Origin of the sequence: Slackia equolifaciens (assembly GCF_003725995.1) — a bacterium.
Classification (GTDB): Bacteria; Actinomycetota; Coriobacteriia; order Coriobacteriales; family Eggerthellaceae; genus Slackia; species Slackia equolifaciens.
Window position 1 is genome coordinate 49,717 of sequence record NZ_QIBX01000011.1, and the last position, 21,035, is coordinate 70,751.

Sequence of the window (21,035 nt, forward strand, 5' to 3'; positions counted from 1 at the left end):
TAGCAGCCTACTGCGTCACACTTGCACAATCATTTGAAACTACAGCAGAAGACCCAAGGCAAGGGCCAAAACCGAAAAGCGCCGCTCATTTGAGCGGCGCAATGTTGAGCCCGAATACAGACCAGCACGCCCTTAAGCACCTATGCTCCTCGCGCATGAGGGAGGTCCTTGTCGAGCAAAAGACCCACAGGACTTTACAGCTGGATTTCCTTCACATCGAGGCGCGGGAACAGCGGATCGCCCTTCTCCACCGGGTTGCCGGCAGGCAGCTGACCCCAGGCGCTTGCAGCCTTGATGTCGTCGATGGCGCACACGTCGCCCAGGCCCAGGCGACGGAACACCTCGGCAGACGTGTTGGGCATGAACGGCGCGAAGAACAGCGCCAGGATGCGGCACGCCTCGAGCGCGTTGTAGAGGACTTGGGCAAGCTGGCCCTGCGTCTCCTCTGACTTAGCCAGATTCCACGGGGCGCTCTCCTCCACATAGAGGTTCACGCGGCTGGCGAGTTCTTGCACCGCGGCAGCGGCATCGGTGAAGTTCACCTCGGCCATACAGGCGTCGTAGCGTTCATACAGGGTATCGGCGAGCTCTTTCAGCGGGTTGGGCTCGGCAGCCAGCTCGGCCGGAACCTCGGGCACCTTGCCGTCGAAGTACTTGCCCACCATGTTGAACACGCGCGAGCACAGATTGCCCCAGGTGTTGGCCAAATCGGCGTTGTACACCTGCGTCATGCGTTCGATGGAGATATTGCCGTCATGCCCAAAGCGCACGTCGCTCATGAAGTAGTAGCGGTACGCGTCCACGCCGTAAACCTTCACCAGATCGGCAGGCTTGATGCCGTTGCCCTTGGATTTGGACATCTTCTCGCCGCCCACCAGAAGGAAGCCGTGGCCAAACACGCAATCGGCCACAGGCAGGCCGGCGGCCATGAGCATGGCGGGCCAAATCACGCAATGGAAGCGCGTGATGTCTTTGCCCACGAAGTGGTACTGCATGGGCCAGCGGCGCTCGAACTCGCCGGGGCGCTCGGGGTCGGCGTAGCCAATGCCGGTGAGGTAGGCCAAAAGCGCGTCGGCCCACACGTAGCACACGTGCCCCTCGTCGAACGGCAGAGGGATGCCCCAGTCGAACGTGGAACGGCTGATGGACAGGTCCTGCAGACCGCCCTTCACAAAGGTAACGATCTCGTTCTTGCGCGTTTCGGGGCGAATGAAATCAGGATGCTCTTCATAGAACTTCAGCAGCGGCTCCTGGAACTCGGACAGCTTGAAGAACCAGTTCTCCTCGCCGGATGCGCGGCGCACGGGGCGATGGCAATCGGGGCACACAAACTCGCCGTCCTCGTTCTTCTCGAGGTCGCTCTCGTTGTAGTAAGTTTCCTCGTGCACGCAATACCAGCCCTCGTAAGCGCTCTTATAGAGGTAGCCCTTCTCGTAGAGGTCGGTCCAGAACTTTTGCACCGAACGCGTCTGGCGGTCTTCGGTGGTGCGCACGAAATCGGTGTAGGTGATATCGAGCATGTCCCACGTCTCCTTGAACGCGGGCACCATGGAGTCGCACCACGCCTGCGGGGTCATGCCGTTCTTCTCGCCCGTTTCGGCAACCTTCTGGCCGTGCTCATCGAGACCGGTGACGAAAGCCACATCGCAGCCATTCATGCGCTGGTAGCGCGCCACGGTATCGGCCGCGATCGTGGTGTAGGCGGTGCCCAGGTGCGGCGCCGCGTTCACGTAGTAGATGGGCGTGGTGATGGAATATGCGGGTTTGGACATACGATCCTCTTTCTAGCGCTTGGGACTGATGATGCCCCGCGCGCCCTTGCGGCTGCGGGCGGCGAATGATGCCGTCCGTGCCTTTGCGCCGGCGGCCCAGAATGCCGCGCGACGGCCGGTCAGATACAAAGCCTGCCTATTGTAGCGCAGGAGCGATGCCATCGGATGGGGATTGCAGCTTACCGCCATAAAGAAGAGCAGACGAGCGCCGGGAGCATAGTAAGAAACAGCCGCAGCGGCGACATACGAGAACAGAGGAAGAGTGTCGGGGCGCATACGGGAAGAATCCCAAACAGCGCGCCCGGAGACGCGCTGGCATCAACCTCCGGTATAAAAACTTTCTTATATGCGAAGGAATGGACGGCTCGGTATAAAAACGAGCTTATTTGTGTGCCCGCTCGCGGTGATTATGAGACGTTGCCACCGCCGACCCTCATAAAGCCCCAGGTCAGAAGAAACGGTATCGCTTTTGGCACGAATCGTTTGCATCTGCAGGCCCAAGCAAACGCACAGATAATAGAGTTTTTATACCGAGGGGTCGAAAAGTTAGCACATAACGCTGTTTTTATACCCAAAGCACGACATGGGATTTCGCTTGGAGTAAGTATGGCATACGGGCGGGCAAATCGTCTTGCCCGGTAATTAGGACGCCAACCTTGCGACGGAATGCTTCTACAAATTCGCTGCCAGCGCGTCGCGGAGGAACTGCGTGGCCCCCTTGCCGGCGGCGCCGTCGTAGTAGGCCGTGAAGCGCTCATCGGCGAGATAGCCTTCGGCGAGCGCCAGATGCGCCTCGCGGGAATAGGCGTCCTCGGGCCAATGCGCCTTGATCCACGCCGCGTGCATGCGCGCAAGCTCCTGGGCTTCAGCGCCATGCGCATCGCCTGTCGCCATCGCAGCCCTCAACTGCTCTACGATGGCTTCGCCCAAAGCCTGCACGTCGGTCCACTCCCCCTCATCCATTGCCAGCAGCTTCTTGTTCGCCGCATCGATCGCTTCGTCCCCATAGCGCTCACGCGCCTCGCGCCCATATGCGCGCTCGTTGTCTTCGACAGCCTTGCGCTTGAGGCCCTCGAACCGTTCTTTATCGGTCATATCGTACCGTCCTTCCAACGATGCGATGGTTTTCTCAACCGTCGCAATCAGCGTTTCCAGTTCTTCCTTCTGCGCAAAAAGAGTTTTGAGATGATGGCGAAGGGCGCCCGTCGCGTCAAATCGAGGCGCCTCGAGCATGCGGCGAATTTCCTCCAGCTCAACTCCGCACGAGCGGAACAGCAGAATCTGCTGCAGCGCATCCACATCTGCCGGGCCGTATACGCGATAGCCGTTCGCTTTGCGCTGCGGAGTCAAAAGCCCCAGCTCTTCGTAATAGCGAAGGGCCCGCGTGCTCACGCCCGAAATCGCGGCCAGCTGGCCTACGGTATACATTCGGGCGGGCCTTCCAGACGCGACTCGCGCCTTTTCATTCGAGCTCATTTCCATCACCTCGCGCAGCATGGTAAACCTTTCCGCAACGTGAAGGTCAAGCAGAATCTTGCGATATTTTCTCGATGGTTTACCGGCTGGTGTCGTCGCCCTGCTCCTGCGCGCCCGCCTTGCGCGCCTCGGCCACCATATCGGCCGTGGACACGAGCGCGTCCTCGCCCTCCTGCCACTGAGGAGTGCCCGCATCCACCACGTCGCCGATCCTATCCATAGCATGCCCAACGTGCTCGACCGCCGATTCCACCGCATGCTCCACATGATCGCTCACGTGCTCGGCAGCGTCGGCCACGGCACCTGCGGCGTGCTCCACGTGCACAGCGGCGTGCTCCATGCCCTCAATCGCGCGTTCCACCAGGCGTTTCTTGGGCTTGACAACCATGAGCACCACGATGAGGGTGAACACGATGAGCGCCGTCTGAAGCCCGAAGCTCGCATGGAATCCCACCATCGAAAGCCCCGACTCGGCCGTAGGGGCGCCGGGATCAAGCTCGACCGTAGCCGCCGCCATCATCGACACCATGAAGCTCGAGCCGATCGATCCGGCTATCTGGCGCACCGTGTTCACGATAGCCGTGCCGTGCGCCACGTCGCCGCCGGTGAGCTTCTCCAGCGCATACGCCGTCATGGGCATGACCAAAAAGGTAAGGCCCACCATGCGCAGCGCGTACATCAGCGTAATCAGAATGGCATTCGTATGCTCATCCACCAGCACGAACGCGAACGTGCCCAAGCCCAGCAGCGTCAGGCCCACCGTGGCGCTCACGCGCATGCCGTGCTTGTCGTAGAAGTTGCCCACCGGCGCCGAAAGCAGAGCGTTGATGATGGCGCCCGGAAACAGGATGAGCCCCGACTGCAGCGCCGACATCCCATGAATCTCCTGCACGTACAGCGGCACCTGCAGCGTGCCCGCTATCACGCCGATCTGCGCCATGGCCACAAGCCCCACGCCCAAAAAGAAGTGCTTGCTGCCGAACAGCCCCACTTTGAGCAGGGGCTCATCCATGGCGAGCTGCTTGCGCACGAACGCCATCAGCAGCAGGAACGCGCCTAGCACGGGCACGTATGCCATCCACGAATAGATGCCCGTTTGTTCGGCCGACGTGATGCCAAGCATCAGACACACCAAGCCTCCCACGAAGAGCAGGCTCGATTGCACATCGAAGCGCACGCGCTCGTGGTCGACGGCATCGCTCACGGTGAAAAACGCCGCAAGCCAGCTCGCACCGCCCAAGCAGCCCAGAATCATGAAGATGGATTTCCAGCCCCACAGATCGGTGATCACGCCGGAAAGCGTGGGGCCGAGCACGGGCGCGAACGCGATAACCATGCCCACCAGGCCCAACGCGAAGCCGCGACGTTCTTTGGGGTAGATCGCCACCGCAACCGTCTGGATGAGCGGCATGAGGATGCCGTTGCCCACCGCCTGCAGGCAGCGCGATGCGAGCAGGCACGGGTAGTTGGGCGAGATGATGGCGAACACGCAGCCCAGCACGAAGAATCCCAGCGCGAGCAGGAACAGCAGGCGCGAGCTATAGCGCGTGATCAGAAACGCGGTCATGGCGCTGGTGATGCCCAGCACGTAGATATAGGCGGTGGTAAGAAGCTGCCCCAGCGTGGCGTCTACGGAAAACTCCGTCATGATGGCCGGCAGCGCCGAAGTGAGCATGCTGTAGGCAGTCGAAGACACGAACGCGCCCACCAGCATCACGAACAGCATAACCTTGGGATTCACCTTGAGCACAAACCTTTGCCTATGCTCGCTGCCGCCCTTGTTCGCCCGCTTCGCCGCCAGACCCATCGCCCGATTCGCCTTCTTCCTCCATTAAGCCGGCGGGCGTGCGTCTTGTGCGTCTATGCCTCCCGCGGCCAGCCGCGCTCCTGCACGCGGCATCGCATGTTTGATGAATGTCTCGGCATTGTATACCCGGTCACATGCGCAACGCACCCCACGGAAACGGCAAAGCGGCCAAAAGGGATGCGCACGCCACAACTGGCGAACAAAACGCACATATTGCGAAAACAGAAACGGACAAACGTCCCGCAAGATGAAGCGAAGGAGTTGCATTCTCGACCAATGCCCGGTCAGGCCACGAGTCAGCAAGCCCGACGTGGAGAGCCCTAGCAGGGTCCGATGTAAAACCCTCTGCTCTCATGGCAACAGGGCGCGACGCGTAAAGCCCTGCGCCCTCATACATGTCCGCATCTATGCAACGTTCCTCTTCCGCAAGAAGGCCGCCCGTCGAGGCGGCCTTCTTGTTTGGGGCATTGGGCGGCTATCGTCGAATGCCGCCTTTGAGCTTGGCCTCCGCTTGGCGCCAATGGGGCAGGTAGCGATCGAGCAACGCCTTGAAGCGGGGCCCGTGGTTCGCCTCGCGCAGATGGCACAGCTCGTGCACCACCACGTACTCCAAGCACTCCGGTGGATGCGCGGCGAGCTGCACGTTGATGCAGATGCGACCCGTTTTCACGTTGCAGCTGCCCCAGCGGCTCACCATGTTGCGATATGCCAGCTTGCCGGGGCGCACGCCGATGATGGGGGCCCATTTCTCGATAAGCGCCGGGGTGAACGCCTCCACCACCGCACGCCATTCCGCAAGCTCCGCCTGCGTAGGGGCGCCCGTTGGGCGGACCAGGCCGCCGCCGACGCCATCGCCTCGGAAACCGGAGGCGCCTTCGCCGCTCAGGGCGTCTCCGCCGCCATGCCCGCCGCGCTCAAATCCGCCCGCAACGCCATGCCCGCCGCGCTCGCCGGCCGCACCCGCAAGGCTTCCTTCGTGCATGCACGCGCGTTCCCGCTCAAGCACCTGCGCGCGATGCTTGAGAATCAAGTCCATCTTTTCGCGGATGAACCAGGCGATCTCGCTATCCGCGAAATGGAGCGGCGCGGTCACCTCCACACGTGCATCGGGCGGCTTCACGCGCACGTACATGTTTTTCTGCCGCTTGCGCACAACCCGCACCGCAAGACCGTCCACGTCAAGGGTCGTCGAGCTGCGCGCCGCCGACGCGTTTGCTCCCATCTTTAGAACGCCGAGAGATAGATCGCTTTGGCGTCTTCCATCGTGAGCTTTTTGAATCCGCCAAACACCTCGCCTTTGTTCTTGGCCAACGTGGGCAGCAACTTGTCCACGTCCTCAGGCGTCAGACCCAGCTCGCCCATTGTGGTGGGCATGCCCTGGCGCGCAAAGAAGTCCTGCAGCTCGTCGATAGCGGCCAGCACGGTTTCCTCGATGGAAGGCTCACGGCCGTCCTTGGGCTCAAGGCCGAACACATCCCACGCAAAATCAAGGAAGCGCTGCGGGTCCTCGCGCCACACGTAGCGCATCCAGGCGGGCATGATCACGGCAAGGCCCGCGCCGTGCGCGATAGAGGGGTCGAACGCCGACATCTCGTGCTCGAGCGCATGGCTCTCCCAGCCGCCCGCTCGGCCTGCGGGGTTGGTGCTGCGCCCGCATCCGGCAAGGTCGTTGTGGGCCAGCGTGCCCGCCCACATGATGTTGGCACGGGCGTCGTAGTTTTGAGGGTCGTCCACCAGCACCTCGGCCGCATCCATGATGGCGCGGATGAGCCCGCAGGCGATATTGTCGGTCACGGGAACCGCACCCACGCCGCTGAAATAGCGCTCGCAGATATGCGCGATCATGTCGGTCACGCCGGCGCCCGTTTGGAACGTGGGCAGCGTGAAGGTGAGCTCGGGGTCCATGACGGCGAGCACGGGGCGGAACAGGTCGGAGTTCACGCCCGTCTTCATACCCAGATCATCGTTGCTGATCACACACGAATTGGAGCCCTCGGAACCCGCCGCCGGAATGGTGAGCACGCATGCCACGGGCAGCGCTTCTGCGATCGTGGCCTTCTTTGAGAAGAAGTCCCACACGTCGCCGTCATAGGGCGCGCCGAACGCCACGGCTTTGGCGCAGTCGATAGTGCTGCCGCCGCCTACGGCGAGTATGCAGTCCACGCGACGAGCGCGGGCGATCTCGATGCCCTCGCGCACCAAACCGATCTCGGGGTTCGGACGTACGCCGGCGAGCTCCTCCACCTTGACGCCCGCCTCGGCAAGCGACGCCTTCACGCGGTCGAGGGTGCCCGTGCGCACCACCGAGCCCTGGCCGTACACCACAAGCGCATGGCGGTAGCCGCGAGCGGCGAGCTTCTGGCCAACCTTATCGGTCACGCCGCGGCCGAAGAAGAACTCCGTAGGAGAATAGTAGGTGAAATCGTTCATGGATGCCTCCTGGGTGTTTTATCGATCACATGCGACGCTGCAAGCGCGCAGGCGCCGCACGCATCTGATGCCGAGCGCATGATACCGCGACGCATGAAGGCCAGTCACGCCATCCGGGAAAAGCGCGATGCAGATGCGTTAAAACATGGCGAAAGGCATTGGCTGCGCCGTGCCCCGCCAACCCCGGCACCCCGCGCATGCGCGAGCGCCATTCGACATGATCGAGGCGGTGGATGGCGTCCACGCAACATCCCCGCACATACGCGAGCGCCCTCCTGTGCTCCGTGCACCAACTCGTACGCCTCGTTGCGCGATATGCCGAATTCGTCGCGCAGCGCACGCACTATGTCTTTCTTGGAAAGCTCGCCCGCGCGCAAGAGCTCGGCGGCGCGCTCGGCGGCGCTTGCTGTGGCGTCCTGTGCGGCCGCCTGCTCTTCGGCCTGCGTGGGCGGGCCTATGACGAGCGCGATTTCGCCGCGCACGCCCCCCTCCGCATCGCGGCGGGCAAACTCCGACGCGGCAGCAGGCGCCGCCGCGCGAAACACCTCCTCATACAGCTTGGTCAGCTCGCGGCACACGGCCACTTCGCGATGGGGGAACACCTGCGCCACCACGGCCAGGGCATCGGCAATGCGGCGGGGGCTTTCGTAGAACACCAGCACCGCGTCGAGCGCCGCAAGCCCTTCAAGCGCCGCGCGCCGCTCCCCCTCCTTGCGCGGGAAAAAGCCGCCGAAATAGTACCGCGGGTTGTTGAACCCGCTGGCCACATACGCCGTAGAGGCGGCCGAGGCGCCCGGCAGAACCACCACGTCGCACCCCTCGCGCTGCGCCGCCTCAATCAGGCGTGCGCCGGGGTCCGACACGCCCGGCATGCCCGCGTCGCTGCAAAAAGCGATGGCCTCGCCGGCTGCAACGCGCTGCGCGACATGCTCCGCCTGACGCGTGATGGTGGCCTCATCCAGGCGCTCGAGCCGCTTCTCGATGCCAAAATGCGCCAGCAGCTTGCCTGTAACGCGCGTGTCCTCGGCGCACACCACGTCGGCCGCACGAAGCTCCTCGAGCGCGCGCAGAGTCATGTCGCCCAAATTCCCTATAGGCGTAGGACAAATGATGAGCCTTCCCGGCATAGCCGTCCTTCCTCAAGTCTGGTTAGGTATGCATTCGGCAAGGAATTATATCCAACGAAATAGCAAAGAGGCCGCCGGCTTGACGCCAACGACCTCCCACATGTTAAAACACAAGCCCTGTTCACCGAACGGGCATCTTGGACTACAGCGCGCAAGCGGCCAGATAGCCTGCGGTTACGGCCTCGTCGATAGCGGCAACCTCGTTGCAGTCGCCCACGAAACTCACAGGGATGCCGGCCTCCTCGAGCGGCGATGCATCGAACGACACCGGTGCGGTGCCCAGCGCCAGCACGGCGAAATCGCATGGAACCTCACGGCGCTCAGGCGCTTCGCCCTCGCCCCCGGCGACTTCCACAACGACCGCGGGCACATATCCCGGATTCTCGACGAACTCGACCACCTTGGCACCCGTGAGCAGCTCAACCCCATGCTCTTCGAAATCGGCCATCATCGTAGGCAGCACGGTATTGGACTCCTGAGCGGCCACCTTGTCGGCCATCTCAACCACGGTCACGCGGCAATCGGAAAACGCGTTGACGATGAACTCGGCCGTCTCGGCGCCCACCAATCCGCCTCCGATGACCGCCACGTTGCCCTTGAGCCGGTAGTCGCCCGCGAGCACGCGCCACGAATCCAGCACGAACGGTGCACCGATCCCCTCGATGCGAGGCCAGGCGTTCTTGCCGCCCGCAGCCACGATCACGGCATCGAATCCCGCCTCGGCAAGCTCACGCGCGCCTACAGCAGCGCCCGCGCGCACCTCCACGCCTGCGGCATCAAGCGCGGCCTTCCACCAGTCAAGCGAGCGGCCCATCTCGGATTTACGCGGCGGGACACACGCGATGGTCAGCTGGCCGCCCAATTCGTCACATGCCTCGAACAACGTGACCGCATGTCCTCGCAGCGCCGCCACGCGCGCGGCCTCCATGCCCGCCGGGCCCGCGCCCACAACGGCAACCTTCTTGGCCTCGGCTGCCGGCTCAATGGTGCGCTCGTATTCGTAGCCGTTCTCGGCGTTGAGCACGCACGAGAGGAACCTGCGGTTCTGGATGGCATCCGTGCAGCCCTTGTTGCACATCATGCAGTGACGAATGAGCTCCGGCGTTCCCGCCTCGAGCTTGCTCACATAATCGGGGTCGCACAAAAGCGAGCGGCCCAGGCCCACGTAGTCGCAGGCGCCTTCCTCGATCAGGCGCTCGGCGTCTTCCGGCATGATAATGCGGCCCACCGTGGACACCGGCACGCTCACGACCGCCTTCACTTGGCGCGAGTATTCTTCCATGAAGCAGTAGGGGCGCGTGCCCATCACGGGAATGGTGTCGTTCATGTTACCGGTATGGTTCGCCTGCCCCACATGGAAGGTATCCACGCCCGCCTCCTCGAGGAGCTTCGCTAGGCGCACGGCCTCGTCGATGAAAAGGCCGCCGCGGCCGATCTGCGGGTTTTCGGTGATGATGGGCAGCTTGTAGTCGATGCAGATATCGGGCGCGCCCGCACGAATCGCACGCACCACCTCGAGCGCAAAACGCGTACGGTTTTCAAAGCTGCCGCCGAACTCGTCGTCGCGCTGGTTGATGAGCGGCGAGCAGAGCGATCCAACCAGGCGGTCGCCGTGAACCTCGATCGCGTCCACGCCCGCCTTCACGCAGCGCTGCGCAAGCGCGGTGATCAGCCCGAGAATCTCCTGCAAACGCTCGGCAGTCACCTCGTTCACGTAATGTTTCATGTCGTGCATGAGCTTAGCGCGGGCACCCTGCATGTCGCCCGCGCGGAAAAGCTCCGCCACGGCAACGGTGTCGTACTCGGGATGGAACACCTGCAGGCCCAGCTTGCAGTCGAATTCGTGCAGCGCATCGGCCAGGTGTGCAAACGAGGGGATCTGCTCGTCGGTCACAAGCTTGGGCGTAGGCGAGATGGTATGCACCGGACTCACGTCGCCCACCACAACGTAGGCTACGCCGCCCTGGGCAAGACGGCGATAAAAGTTCACGCTCTGGTCGGTGATGGAGCCGGCGCGATCTTCGTATCCGGTGGTCATGGGCGGAAACATCACGCGATTCTTGAGCGTCATGTGGTTGATTGCGAGCGGTTCGAGCAGCTTCATGAGCATCCCCTTTCGATGGAATTTCTTTACCCATTATAGCCGCTTTGTCCCAGAAGCACGTAAGCGCCTTGTGGTCGTTGCCGCCCTTTGCTCATGGCGCCGATTGCAATGCGGCACCGCCTTTCCGATCGCCTCGTCCGCGTCGCTTAGGTCGTCATGCGACCACACCCCAGCGCCGCCCGACCACCCCGCAATTTTGGGCTGCTACTGCCTCGTCTTAAGCTGCTACTGCCTCGTCTTAAGCTGCTACTGCCTCGTCTTAAAAAAGGGGATTGAAATTTTCGTTTTTCTACCGTTGCCTCCCCTCGACAGCACGATTGAGCCACACAAAAAGAGTTTTCCAGGAAGACATCCTGGGGATTTACGTTGAGTTTTTGCTTTGCCGTCATTCCCGAAGACACGCAACGGTAGAAAAACGAAAATTTTTATCCCGAAATCGAGAAACCCCTGAATCCAGTCGTTCGAGTACTCGTCTTTCATGGAGAACAAGATGCTCAGATTGCACATTCTCGCAAGCGGGAGCCGCGGCAACGCATCGGTGGTCGAAGATGCCGCCACCGGACGCGCCGTGCTCATCGACTGCGGCATAAGCAAGAAGGACTTCATGGCCCGCTGCGCCGACGCGGGCTTTGACCCGACGCGCATAGAAGCCGTCTTGGTCACGCACGAGCACACCGACCACACAAAAGGGCTCGGCGTGGTGCTGCGCGGGCTGGCAAAACTCGGCGCGCATCCCACTATCTATGCGAATCCCGCCACAAGCGCCGCAAGTAAGCCGCTCCAAGAGATTGCCGAGACGCACCTTGTGCTGCCGCTTGGGACGGATGCGTTAAGCGTTCGTTCGACCGACCTCGAAATCGCCGGCATGCGCATCTTCCCCTTTGGCACATCCCACGATGCGGCGGCATCTTTTGGGTTTCGCGTCGAGTGCGACGGCGACGCGCTTGGGTTCATGACCGATTCGGGCATTGTCACGCCCTCCGCCCATGAGGCGCTCCAAGACGTGCGTCTGCTGGCGCTCGAATGCAACCATGATTCTCACATGCTCGAGCGCGGGCCTTACCCTTTCATGGTCAAGCAGCGCATCGCCTCCGACCGCGGGCACCTTTCAAACGATCAGGCATCCGACGAGCTCACCGCTCTTTTGAGCAATCGCCTTGAGGCAGTTGCCGCCATGCACATCTCGGAGAACAACAATGAATACGACCTCGCTCTCAAGACGTTCACGGAGACGCTTGCTCGCGAGGGGCACTCCGCTCGCGCGTGCTGCGGCTACCAAGGACGTCTGACCGACGTCGGATAAATCCCGCTCTTCCACCACTTCAAAAAAGCATTCTATACAGTGTATAGAATGCTTTTCATCTGCAGTTATTTATCCCATCTTACCTGAACCGATCTCGCGCCCACGGCATCGGCAAGGCCGCCCGCATCGTCGATGCGCCCGATGCGCGTGTAGCTGTAGCTCGATGAATGCGTACCGTAGAACAGCACCAAGCAATCGGAGCCGAACAGCATGACGTCGCCCGCGTTAATGGTGCCGGGGTTGGACGCGTTTTGCGGCAGGCTCTCATCGAGATAGAAGTATTTCTCATTGCCGTTGAGCTCGCTCATCTCAAGCTCCATCGGCAGCATCGCCGCCAACGCGCGAGCGGTGTCGTTATCCTCGAGCGTCGCCTCAAACGTCGCGCCGTTTATGGTCAGGGTCATTCCCGCGGTTTCCGCCATGGCGGATTCATCCCTTCAATTGTCGTTTGACGTGATATCGATACCGAAGAACCGATTGGATAGCTCAGCGAGCTCGCCCGAATCGCGCATGTCAGCAATGGCCCCGTTCATGGCGTCGAGCAGACCCGCCGTCGCCTCCTCGCGGCGAAGCGGAAACGCCACATGCGTAGGCTCATCGTTCACGGCGGCGATCTTCAGATCGGCATCGGGATGTTGGTCCATGTAGTCGTAGAACACCACCTCGTCGTTGAGCGTGGCGTCTATGCGTCCCTGCGTAAGCAGCTCGATGGTCTGGTTGAAATCGTCCACGCCCGTGTTGGTGGCGCCGTGGCTTTCGGCCAGAATCGCATAGCTGGAACCCAGCGTGTTGGCCGTGCGCTTGCCAGAAAGGTCATCCATGGAGGCAATATCGCTCGACCCCGTGGTAATCACCACGATGTTGTTGAACGCGTACGGATCGGTGAAATCGTATTTCTGTCGGCGTTCCTCGGTCACGCTTACGCCGTTTGCCATGGTGTCGTACCGGCCGGAATCAAGACCGGCAAGCAGGCCGTCCCATTCGCCCTCGGCGAACTCCGCCTTAACGCCCAAACGCTGCGCGATCCCGCGAGCCACCTCGATGTCGAAGCCGGTGAGCTCGCCCGCCTCGTCGTGAAACGTCCAGGGGCTCCACGTTCCCTCGGTGGCAAACGTCATCGCGCCGCGCTCTTGAATCTGCGCCAGCAGGTCGCCGCCCTCCTGCGCATCGCCGGAATCGCCGCCCGCCGCACCGCCGGCATCACGCGAGCCGCTGCACCCGACAAGCGAACCCAGCACCAATGCCGAGGCGGCGCCCACCAAAAACTTCCTACGAGAAATAAACGACATGCCTCTTCTCCTATGCTTTCCATCCGGTCTCTTTGTCTCTTATCCGCCCTTTTCCATGGATCCAAAGCTACGCCCGCAGCGGCCTCCTTACGGCCAAAACCGCGCTCCCAGCGCACGCCAGGCGGCGATCGCCCGCCAACGCGATCACCTTGCACGTAAGCGGCAGCATAATGCACACGTCCGCTCGCCCATGCGACTTGCCCGTGCCTAGCCTGCACCCTCCACCGTGCGCAGAAACGCACGCACGCGATCGTTTGCGGGATGGTCGAAAAACTCCCGTGCGGAGGCTTGCACCTGCACGCGCCCGTCTTCCATGAACACCACGCGATCGGCCACGTTGCGAGCGAAGCTCATCTCGTGCGTCACCACGACCATGGTCATGCCTTCGTCCGCCAGCGCGCGCATAGCCGCCAGCACCTCGGAGGTAAGCTCGGGGTCGAGGGCGCTCGTGGGCTCGTCGAAAAACACGATTTTGGGGTCGGTGGCCATGGCGCGGGCAATGGCCACGCGCTGCTGCTGCCCGCCGGAGAGCTGTACGGGATATGCGTCCAATCGATTGGCCATGCCCACGCGCTCAAGGCAAGCGACCGCTTTTTCACGGGCGTCGCCTTTGGGCATGTTCCTGGCAGTCACCAGCCCCTCCATTACGTTTCCCAACACGGTGCGGTTGCGAAAGAGGTTGTAGTCCTGAAACACGAAGGCGGTTTTACGACGCACCTGGGCTATTTGGCGCGCGGTTGCACGATGCATATCAAGGCGCTCGCCATCGAAGACCATAGTGCCCACGTTTGCTCGCTCCAAAAAGTTCGCGCAGCGCAGAAGCGTGGTCTTGCCTGAGCCCGAAGGCCCCAGAATGGCAACCACGTCGCCACGATTCACCGCAAGGTCGATGCCGTGCAAAACCTCCACTGCGTCGGCATTCGCCTTTCGCCTCGATCCAAAGCCTGCCCCTGTGGCGCGCCCCGCAGCGGCTTCCTCGCGAGGCATGCCCGCCGCATCAGTGCCGCCAAACGCCTTGCGCACGCCTTCCAGGCGGAAAAATTCCTTGGACATGGCCTATCCCCTTTCTGCCCCGCGCTGGGCCAGTTTCTTCTCGCCCACATGCTGCAGCCAGGTGAGCACCGTGGAAAACAGCAGATAGATGAGCGCCACCTCCAGATACAAAGGCAGGGCCTCATACGTGCGCGAGATGATCTGCTGCGTGGCCATGAGCATCTCGAGCACCGTGATGTTGGCCGCAAGCGAGGTGTCCTTCACCAGGGCGATCAGCTCGTTCGACAGCGGAGGAAACGCCGTACGCATTGCCTGCGGCAGCACGATTCGTCGCATCACCTGCGCGTACGTCATGCCCACGCAATAGCCCGCCTCAATTTGCCCTCGCGGCACCGCCTCAAGCGCAGCACGGATCGACTCGGCGGCATAGGCGCCTGTGTTGATAGAGAACACGATCACGGCAGCCGGAAACGGATCCAGCAGCACGCCTAGATCGGGAAGACCGTAAAACACCACGTAGAGCTGCACCAGAAGCGGAGTGCCGCGCACCACCCAAATGTAGAAGCGCGCAAGCTGTTTGAGCAGCGGCACACCCGCAAACTGCACAAGCGCCGTTGCCGTAGCAATCACCAAGGCAATGGCGAACGAGATGACGGTAAGCGGAATGGTGGCCGTAAGCCCCGGAATGAGGATGGACGTGAACGAATTCACGAGGATATCCCACACACGCTCGCTCAAAGGCTCCCCTCTCTTTTTAGCCGGCGCCGTCCACGCACTCGACGGTACCTTTTAAAAACTGACATCGTGTTGTCAATTCAACAACTTGGAGTTAGCTTCAAGTCAAGAACGGACGCCACCCCGCAACTACGCTCCATCCTTCCTCCATAAAAGCGGGCTGAACCAAAGATTCCAGCAAAAAGAAAGCGGCCCAGGCAAGCGCCTGAACCGCTTTTCCCATTATCGCTCTTGCCGGCTATTTCGCGCGACGCTTCGCGTAGATGAACCAGTAGGACAGACCAACCAGCAGCCCGCCCACGATATTTCCCAGCGTGGCGGCCGAAAGGTTGTAGGCTATGCCGCCCAGCGACATCACGCCCGGATCGCCCACTCCCATCACGTTCAGAATAAACGCCATGGGCAAGAAGAACATGTTCGCAACGCAGTGCTCGAAGCCGCACGCAACGAATGCCGAAATGGGCAGAATGATGCCCACCACCTTATCCGCCACAGTACGACCCGCAAACCCAATCCACACCGCCAGGCACACGAGCACGTTGCACATGATGCCCTTGAAAAACAACGTGACCCAATCGGGAGACACCTTGCCCGCAGCCACATTCACCATGGCCTCGCCCACGGCTCCGCCGTTCATTGCCCACACCTGCGCGAAGTACACGAGCGCCACGGCAACCAGCGCACCCACCAGATTGCCCAGCCATACGATAACCCAGTTCTTGAGCATGGCGCCCCAGCTAATCTTGCCGGAGGCTTTCGCCGCGCACATGAGCACGTTGCCGGTGAACAGCTCGGCCCCGCAGATGAGCACAAGCGACAGGCCAAGGCAGAAGCAGATACCTCCCACCAGGCGCTGCACCGCAAACGGAATGGTGGGATCGCCCAGAAACAGGCAGAAGAACATGCCGCCGAACGCGATGAACGCACCCGCCAGCATGGCCGACACGAAACACTTCGCAGGCGCCATGCCCGCTTTGGTAACGCCCACGCCCTCGGCCTTCGCCTCGGTTTGGGCGGGCGAGAGCGCATCCGGCTTAAGTGCGTTCAAATCCTCCTGCGACAATGCCATATATCGGCCCCCTTCACCTTGATTCAACGATATATTGTGGTTTGATATTCGATATGGAACGCATAGTATCGCCGAATCCGACAGCCGCACTCCTCTATGAGGTTTTTCTTGGCGAGCGGCTGCGAGCTTCTGCGCGCGCGGCCCTACCGCGACCGTTCAGCGCGCCTGGCGCGCCGCTCGGCTCGGGCAGCGGCAAGACGCGCAAGCGCGACCTTCTTGACAGCTCCAGGAAGCACAAGCGCGCATAACGCGCACGAAGCCGCCACGAACACGCAGCCCACGAATCCGATGGAGCCCATGCCCAATCCGACGCTCGCCACGCCGCCAATTGCGGCCCCGGTGCCGATCCCCAGGTTGTAGATACCCGAATAGATGGACATGGCCACGGGAGAAGCGTCCTCTGGCGACACTTTGATCACCTCGGCCTGAAGGGCCACGTTGGTGGCGGTGCCGCACACGCCCCACAGCATGCAGAGCGCGAACGCCGACGCAGGGGCAAGGGCGGCCACGCGCAGCAGCACCAGCGCCACGGCGATTCCTCCCACCGCGATCGCGAGAAACGCGAACCTCCGCGTGTCGTACAAGCGCGAGAACAGCACGCTCGCCGCCACGCCCGCTACGCCGAACAGCGCGAGCGCAATCGTGATGCTCTGGTCGGACATGCCGCCTATCTGCTGCAAGAACGGCTCGATATAGCTGTACGCCTCGTAATAGCCCGTTGCCATGAGCGCAGTGATGACGTAGAGCGCGAGCAGGGCCGGATTCTTCAACAGCTCGGGCAAACGGCGCAGCGAGAACGGCGCGCCGGAATCGAGCTTGGGAAACACGAACGTGAAATATGCCAGAAGCAGCAGCGATACCACGGCTATGCAGATGAACGTCGCGCGCCACCCCAACGCAAGGCCTATCATGCGACCCAGCGGAAGACCCGCGATCATCGCGATTGACGAGCCGGTCACGATCACGCTCATGGCCATGGGGCGATAGCGCAACGGCACCAGGCGCACCGCAATGGGCGACGCGACCGACCAGAACACCGCATGGGCGCAAGCCACCACAAGACGGGCACCCATAAGCATCCAATAGTTCGCAGCGATGGCCGATGCCGCCTGACCCAGCATGAACACCGCAATGACGCCCAGAATCATGCGACGGAAATCGAACCGCGACGCGAAAATCATGAGCGGCAGCGACAAGATCATGACCGCCCATGCGTACACGCTCACCAGCATGCCCGCCTGCGCCTCACTCACCTGGAAATCTGCGGCAATATCCACGAGCAAGCCCACCGGCATGAACTCTGACGTGTTGAAGATGAACGTGGAAACCGCCATGCCGATCAGCGGCAGCCATGCCTTCGCCGTCATTGGCTCGTTATTGTCCATGCCCTTTGCCATGCGAATCCATTCCTATGCGCAAGGAGCCCATCCGCAAGCACCGGCACCTGCAGCCGCCCGAAAAGCGGAGCAGGCACGGCAGCCTATGCAACGGCCCAATCCGCAGCATGTGCGGCCGCCGCAATAACCTCGCCGCCATTGCGTCAGGCATCCCGTTTCCAACAAAGCGACGCGGGATTATAGCAAAGGAATGTCAGGTGAATTTCAAAAGAGCATACCATCGGAAGAACGTCACGCAGAGCGCACATTGCGGTAACGGAACAGCATGAGAAATCGGCGGAGCCAGACAGCGAGAACGCCCTACTCGTGGGCATCTCCCGCTCCGTGGCCGGAACCGTGACCCTGGCCGTGCCCCCGACCGGCGCCCTGGCCCGATCCTTGGCCCTGGCCGCTTCCCTGCTCTGCGGCACCTGACCCGTCATCGTCGCAATCGTCGGATGCTTGGGCGCCCGAACCATCGGGAGAGCCGTTGCCATTGCCGGCACCATGACCTGCGCCATGGCCCGAACCGCAACCCCATTCGATATCGACGCCCGCCTCGGTGCCTAAATCGTAGAGCTCGCGCATGGTCATATTGCTCGCTTCTTCGGCAGTGATATCTACGCCGGCATCGCTGAGCGCCTGGTACGCGCGATACTTGCCCATGCCCATGCCGCATGAGGAGGCGGCATGGTGGTCATCGGCGGTGGCGCGCGAGCAATGCGCACCCGACCCCGACCCACTGAAGCAGTTCAGGCAGGCCGATTCGATTGACGCGTACCGGCTATCGTCGTCACATACCACGCTCACTTCCACCACGGAGTCCTGTGCGATGTAACCCTGCTCGGCCATGGCGGATTCGATTGCTGCAAGCGCGTCGGCATACGCCATGCCCTGCACCTGCGCCTGGTCGAGAACGGCCTGGCCATCGTCGTTGTATGCCTTCGTCTCAACCACGTGGTCGAAACGGTTGATGCCCAGCTCTATGGAAGGGTTCACGTCTATGCCCACGTACGCGGTGGGCGTAGCCACGGCGAACCCGCCTACACCAACGGCGGCAAGCAGCAGGCACGCCGCCACGGCGATTTTGGCGCCCAGCAGGCGGAACCCACGCCCTGCCTTACGTGTGCGAGCGCCCCGGGGGCGGCGCTCCATCTCGCCCGCGTCGCGCACGGCGCGCTCTTCAAAAGCCGCATGCTTTTGCGGTGCGGTTACCGCGAAGTCGGAAGATTCAGAAGATCCAGAAGAATCGGCCAGCTCCGCCCGCTTGGCCTCAATAAGGGCGAAGGTGCTCGCCTTCACGCGCTCGGGCGCATGCACGGCGTCGAAGGCGTCATGGACGCGCTTTTCCATATCGCTCATGACAACGCCTCCTTAAGCCGCGTTTTGCCGCGCGAGATCCATGAATACACCGTGCCCTCGGGCATGTCGCATATCTCCGAAATCTCACGGGCAGAATACCCTTCGTAGAGCGAGAGATAGAGCTGTGTCTTAGGCGGATCGCCCAGCGAATCCATTGCGTCAAGGATCTCGCGCACTCCTTGCGAGCTGCCCGACTCCACGCCCAGGTCTTCATCGCCGCAGCTCTCCAGTCGTTCATCGAGCGAGGCGTTCTTGCGGCGCGCCGATTTGAGCACGTCCTTGCATCCATTCATAGCCACGCGCAACAGCCACGCCTTGATGTGCTCGTCGCCGCGAAAAGACGCATCATGCATGGCGAACTTGAGAAACGTGTCTTGGAACACGTCTTCGGCATCTGCGGGAGGAAGGTACAGAATGCAGGCGCGCCATACGGCATCGCCGAACGCCCCCATGATTCGCTCTATTTCGCGCGAAGTGCGCACCCATCCCCCTTGAACACCTATCAGTACGTCCTTGGCAACCTTCATGCGAAGCGGGTCGCCCTGCGACCCGCCTTGCCGTTAGCGTTTACTTACCAGCGGCCGCAGCCATGACCGGCACCGTGATGGCCGCCGCCGTTGCCGCATCCATAGCCGTTGCCGGCGCCCGTTCCGTAGTTGTCGCACACGCCGTCGTTGTTGGAGTCAACGTAGCCCGCACCGGCACCGTTGCCGTAGTTGTCGCAGACCCCGTCGCCGTCGGCGTCAACGAATCCCGGGCACGATCCCGCATTGGCGCCGCAATTGTCACACACGCCGTCGCCGTCGGCGTCAACGTATCCGCCGCACGCGCCGCCCTGGCACCAGCCATGCGAACCGTGACCGTAGCAACCGTTGCCGTAGTTGTCGCATACGCCGTCGCCGTCGGCATCGACAAAGCCTGCGCACGACCCGGAGTTGGTGCCGCAGTTGTCGCAGATGCCGTCGCCGTTTTCATCGACATACCCGGAGCACGTGGCCTGAGCGCCGCGCGCCGTAGAGCCGACGGTCGCCTGTTCGAGCGCGGATTGGGTGGCGGCCACTGCCCGAGAGGCATCCGCCTGAACCGCCGACTCGCCGCCTTCTGCCGCATTCGCCGAGCAGCCCGCCAGCGCGGCCATCGCGGCAACCATCAAAGCGACGGTTGCGGCAGCAATCCATGCCCGCTTCCCGAACGCCTTCTTGCCTTCGCTAGATACCATGCTCGCTTTCGCCTTCATGATCGCACTGCCTTTCTCTCGCTATCATAGTGTACGTCTTTTCTCAGTTGAGAGGGGCACCTTAAGCTTTTTCTTAGCTCCCTTAACCCCTTTCACCATGAACACGAGCCAGCCCGACGAATCCTTGCAAGAATTTGAAAAAATTTTTCGCTCTTAACCCTCTTTGACGTCTTGCGCTGCCTGGGCCTCACGCTGCGCTAACCTTGCATCGATAATCTTTTTGAGTACGCGTTCATCGGTAATGCACGATACATCCTCCTCGGTCTTAACCATATCGTCCCCCTCACGAATGTAAGTGACCACCCGTCGCGGCAAAGCGGAATGCATCCCGCGACGTTCGAGCCCTTCGTCAATCATGATTTTGATAACCGCCTGGCGAGGAATGCTCAGCCGCGCAGCCTCCCTATCGAGTTGGGTAATCATCCAGACAGGAAGATCAACATTAACTTTGCGCGTTTCCATATTGGGAGCACGAACCGACCCTTTGACTATGTAGGGAGTGATGTCCATGCCATCATCAAATAGCCTGTCAAATTCCGATTCGATAAATTTCTCTGTCATAAAATGCAACCTCTTTTCTCGCCGCCTTCCTTACCGAGATGATTCTCACTATTTCGCCCCGATATGTTGCTATTGCAACCCAAAGTCCGTCCGAAAGATTGCCAATAACTGCAAAGCGATACTCCCCCTTATATTCGGAATGCATCTCGAGTTTTCTGGGGTCGCCCCACAGCGCCTGAGCCTCTTCGAAATCGATTCCGTGCTTCTCCATATCCTGGTTGCTTTTTCGAGGGTCGTATTCGAAGCGAATTTTACTATCTTCTAGGTATTCATTGGGTATCTTTTCGCCCCTTATTAGCCTAAAACGGCCCTTATCTTTATGCTTTGCCATGCCGGCCTCCCACGTCGAGCTTCCGTTTCAAGCATGGCATACAAACCTTGCAAAACCCTTTCC

20 protein-coding genes are annotated in these 21,035 nt (G+C 61.4%); 1 reads left to right on the forward strand and 19 read right to left on the reverse strand.

The window, feature by feature from the left end:
- Positions 1–194 precede the first annotated feature (194 nt).
- The 8 genes from metG to bilR all read right to left on the reverse strand — a co-directional run bounded on the left by metG (position 195) and on the right by bilR (position 10,716).
- Positions 195–1,772 carry a methionine--tRNA ligase gene (gene metG, locus DMP06_RS07020; RefSeq protein ID WP_123209036.1) on the reverse strand — a complete coding sequence of 526 codons (1,578 nt, stop codon included), beginning with the start codon at positions 1,770–1,772 and terminating at the stop codon, positions 195–197.
- A 12-nt stretch (positions 1,773–1,784) separates the two neighbouring features.
- The gene (locus DMP06_RS07025) at positions 1,785–2,048 is read right to left on the reverse strand and encodes a hypothetical protein (RefSeq protein ID WP_123209037.1); all 264 of its coding nucleotides are present in this window, start codon (positions 2,046–2,048) and stop codon (positions 1,785–1,787) included.
- Positions 2,049–2,444: 396 nt separating this feature from the next.
- A complete protein-coding gene (locus DMP06_RS07030) occupies positions 2,445–3,200 on the reverse strand; it encodes a MerR family transcriptional regulator (protein WP_123209060.1) in 756 nt (251 codons plus the stop codon).
- Between the two features lie 127 nt (positions 3,201–3,327).
- Complete coding sequence (locus tag DMP06_RS07035; RefSeq protein WP_123209038.1) at positions 3,328–5,055, reverse strand: DHA2 family efflux MFS transporter permease subunit; 1,728 nt, start codon at positions 5,053–5,055, stop codon at positions 3,328–3,330.
- A gap of 475 nt (positions 5,056–5,530) precedes the next feature.
- The gene (locus DMP06_RS07040; protein ID WP_123209039.1) at positions 5,531–6,277 is read right to left on the reverse strand and encodes a M48 family metallopeptidase; all 747 of its coding nucleotides are present in this window, start codon (positions 6,275–6,277) and stop codon (positions 5,531–5,533) included.
- A 2-nt stretch (positions 6,278–6,279) separates the two neighbouring features.
- Positions 6,280–7,485, reverse strand: a complete 1,206-nt coding sequence (locus tag DMP06_RS07045; RefSeq protein ID WP_123209040.1) for an iron-containing alcohol dehydrogenase — start codon at positions 7,483–7,485, stop codon at positions 6,280–6,282.
- Positions 7,486–7,589: 104 nt separating this feature from the next.
- Positions 7,590–8,612, reverse strand: a complete 1,023-nt coding sequence (gene rsmI, locus DMP06_RS07050) for a 16S rRNA (cytidine(1402)-2'-O)-methyltransferase (RefSeq protein ID WP_123209041.1) — start codon at positions 8,610–8,612, stop codon at positions 7,590–7,592.
- A gap of 142 nt (positions 8,613–8,754) precedes the next feature.
- Positions 8,755–10,716, reverse strand: a complete 1,962-nt coding sequence (bilR, locus tag DMP06_RS07055; protein WP_123209042.1) for a bilirubin reductase, long form — start codon at positions 10,714–10,716, stop codon at positions 8,755–8,757.
- A 490-nt stretch (positions 10,717–11,206) separates the two neighbouring features.
- Here bilR and DMP06_RS07060 point away from each other — a divergent pair, with 490 nt between their 5' ends.
- Positions 11,207–12,019 carry an MBL fold metallo-hydrolase gene (locus DMP06_RS07060; RefSeq protein WP_123209061.1) on the forward strand — a complete coding sequence of 271 codons (813 nt, stop codon included), beginning with the start codon at positions 11,207–11,209 and terminating at the stop codon, positions 12,017–12,019.
- Positions 12,020–12,084: 65 nt separating this feature from the next.
- On the opposite strand, the gene DMP06_RS07065 is transcribed toward DMP06_RS07060, so the two are convergent.
- From DMP06_RS07065 to DMP06_RS07115, 11 genes are all read right to left on the reverse strand, one after another.
- Entirely contained in the window at positions 12,085–12,441 is a 357-nt protein-coding gene (locus DMP06_RS07065; RefSeq protein ID WP_220092546.1) for a cyclophilin-like fold protein, read from the reverse strand.
- A gap of 15 nt (positions 12,442–12,456) precedes the next feature.
- Positions 12,457–13,308: a transporter substrate-binding domain-containing protein gene (locus DMP06_RS07070; protein WP_123209043.1), complete on the reverse strand. Its 852-nt coding sequence runs from the start codon at positions 13,306–13,308 to the stop codon at positions 12,457–12,459.
- 207 nt (positions 13,309–13,515) lie between these two features.
- Positions 13,516–14,361, reverse strand: coding sequence for an amino acid ABC transporter ATP-binding protein (locus DMP06_RS07075; RefSeq protein WP_245962420.1), 846 nt, complete (start codon positions 14,359–14,361; stop codon positions 13,516–13,518).
- 3 nt (positions 14,362–14,364) lie between these two features.
- Positions 14,365–15,039, reverse strand: a complete 675-nt coding sequence (locus tag DMP06_RS07080) for an amino acid ABC transporter permease (RefSeq protein ID WP_123209044.1) — start codon at positions 15,037–15,039, stop codon at positions 14,365–14,367.
- Between the two features lie 235 nt (positions 15,040–15,274).
- Entirely contained in the window at positions 15,275–16,105 is an 831-nt protein-coding gene (locus DMP06_RS07085) for a formate/nitrite transporter family protein (RefSeq protein ID WP_181443031.1), read from the reverse strand.
- A gap of 143 nt (positions 16,106–16,248) precedes the next feature.
- Positions 16,249–17,502, reverse strand: coding sequence for a sugar transporter (locus DMP06_RS07090; RefSeq protein WP_245962421.1), 1,254 nt, complete (start codon positions 17,500–17,502; stop codon positions 16,249–16,251).
- A gap of 300 nt (positions 17,503–17,802) precedes the next feature.
- Entirely contained in the window at positions 17,803–18,843 is a 1,041-nt protein-coding gene (locus tag DMP06_RS07095) for an anti-sigma-I factor RsgI family protein (RefSeq protein WP_123209045.1), read from the reverse strand.
- Positions 18,840–19,370 (reverse strand): RNA polymerase sigma factor, encoded by a 531-nt coding sequence (locus DMP06_RS07100; protein WP_123209046.1) that lies wholly within the window; start codon positions 19,368–19,370, stop codon positions 18,840–18,842. The genes DMP06_RS07095 and DMP06_RS07100 overlap by 4 nt, the downstream gene beginning before the upstream one ends.
- Before the next feature lie 44 nt (positions 19,371–19,414).
- Positions 19,415–20,080, reverse strand: coding sequence for a hypothetical protein (locus DMP06_RS07105; RefSeq protein ID WP_181443032.1), 666 nt, complete (start codon positions 20,078–20,080; stop codon positions 19,415–19,417).
- 153 nt (positions 20,081–20,233) lie between these two features.
- Complete coding sequence (brnA, locus tag DMP06_RS11580) at positions 20,234–20,641, reverse strand: type II toxin-antitoxin system BrnA family antitoxin (RefSeq protein ID WP_220092547.1); 408 nt, start codon at positions 20,639–20,641, stop codon at positions 20,234–20,236.
- A complete protein-coding gene (locus DMP06_RS07115; RefSeq protein ID WP_123209047.1) occupies positions 20,610–20,972 on the reverse strand; it encodes a BrnT family toxin in 363 nt (120 codons plus the stop codon). The genes brnA and DMP06_RS07115 overlap by 32 nt, the downstream gene beginning before the upstream one ends.
- Between the last annotated feature and the right edge of the window lie 63 nt (positions 20,973–21,035).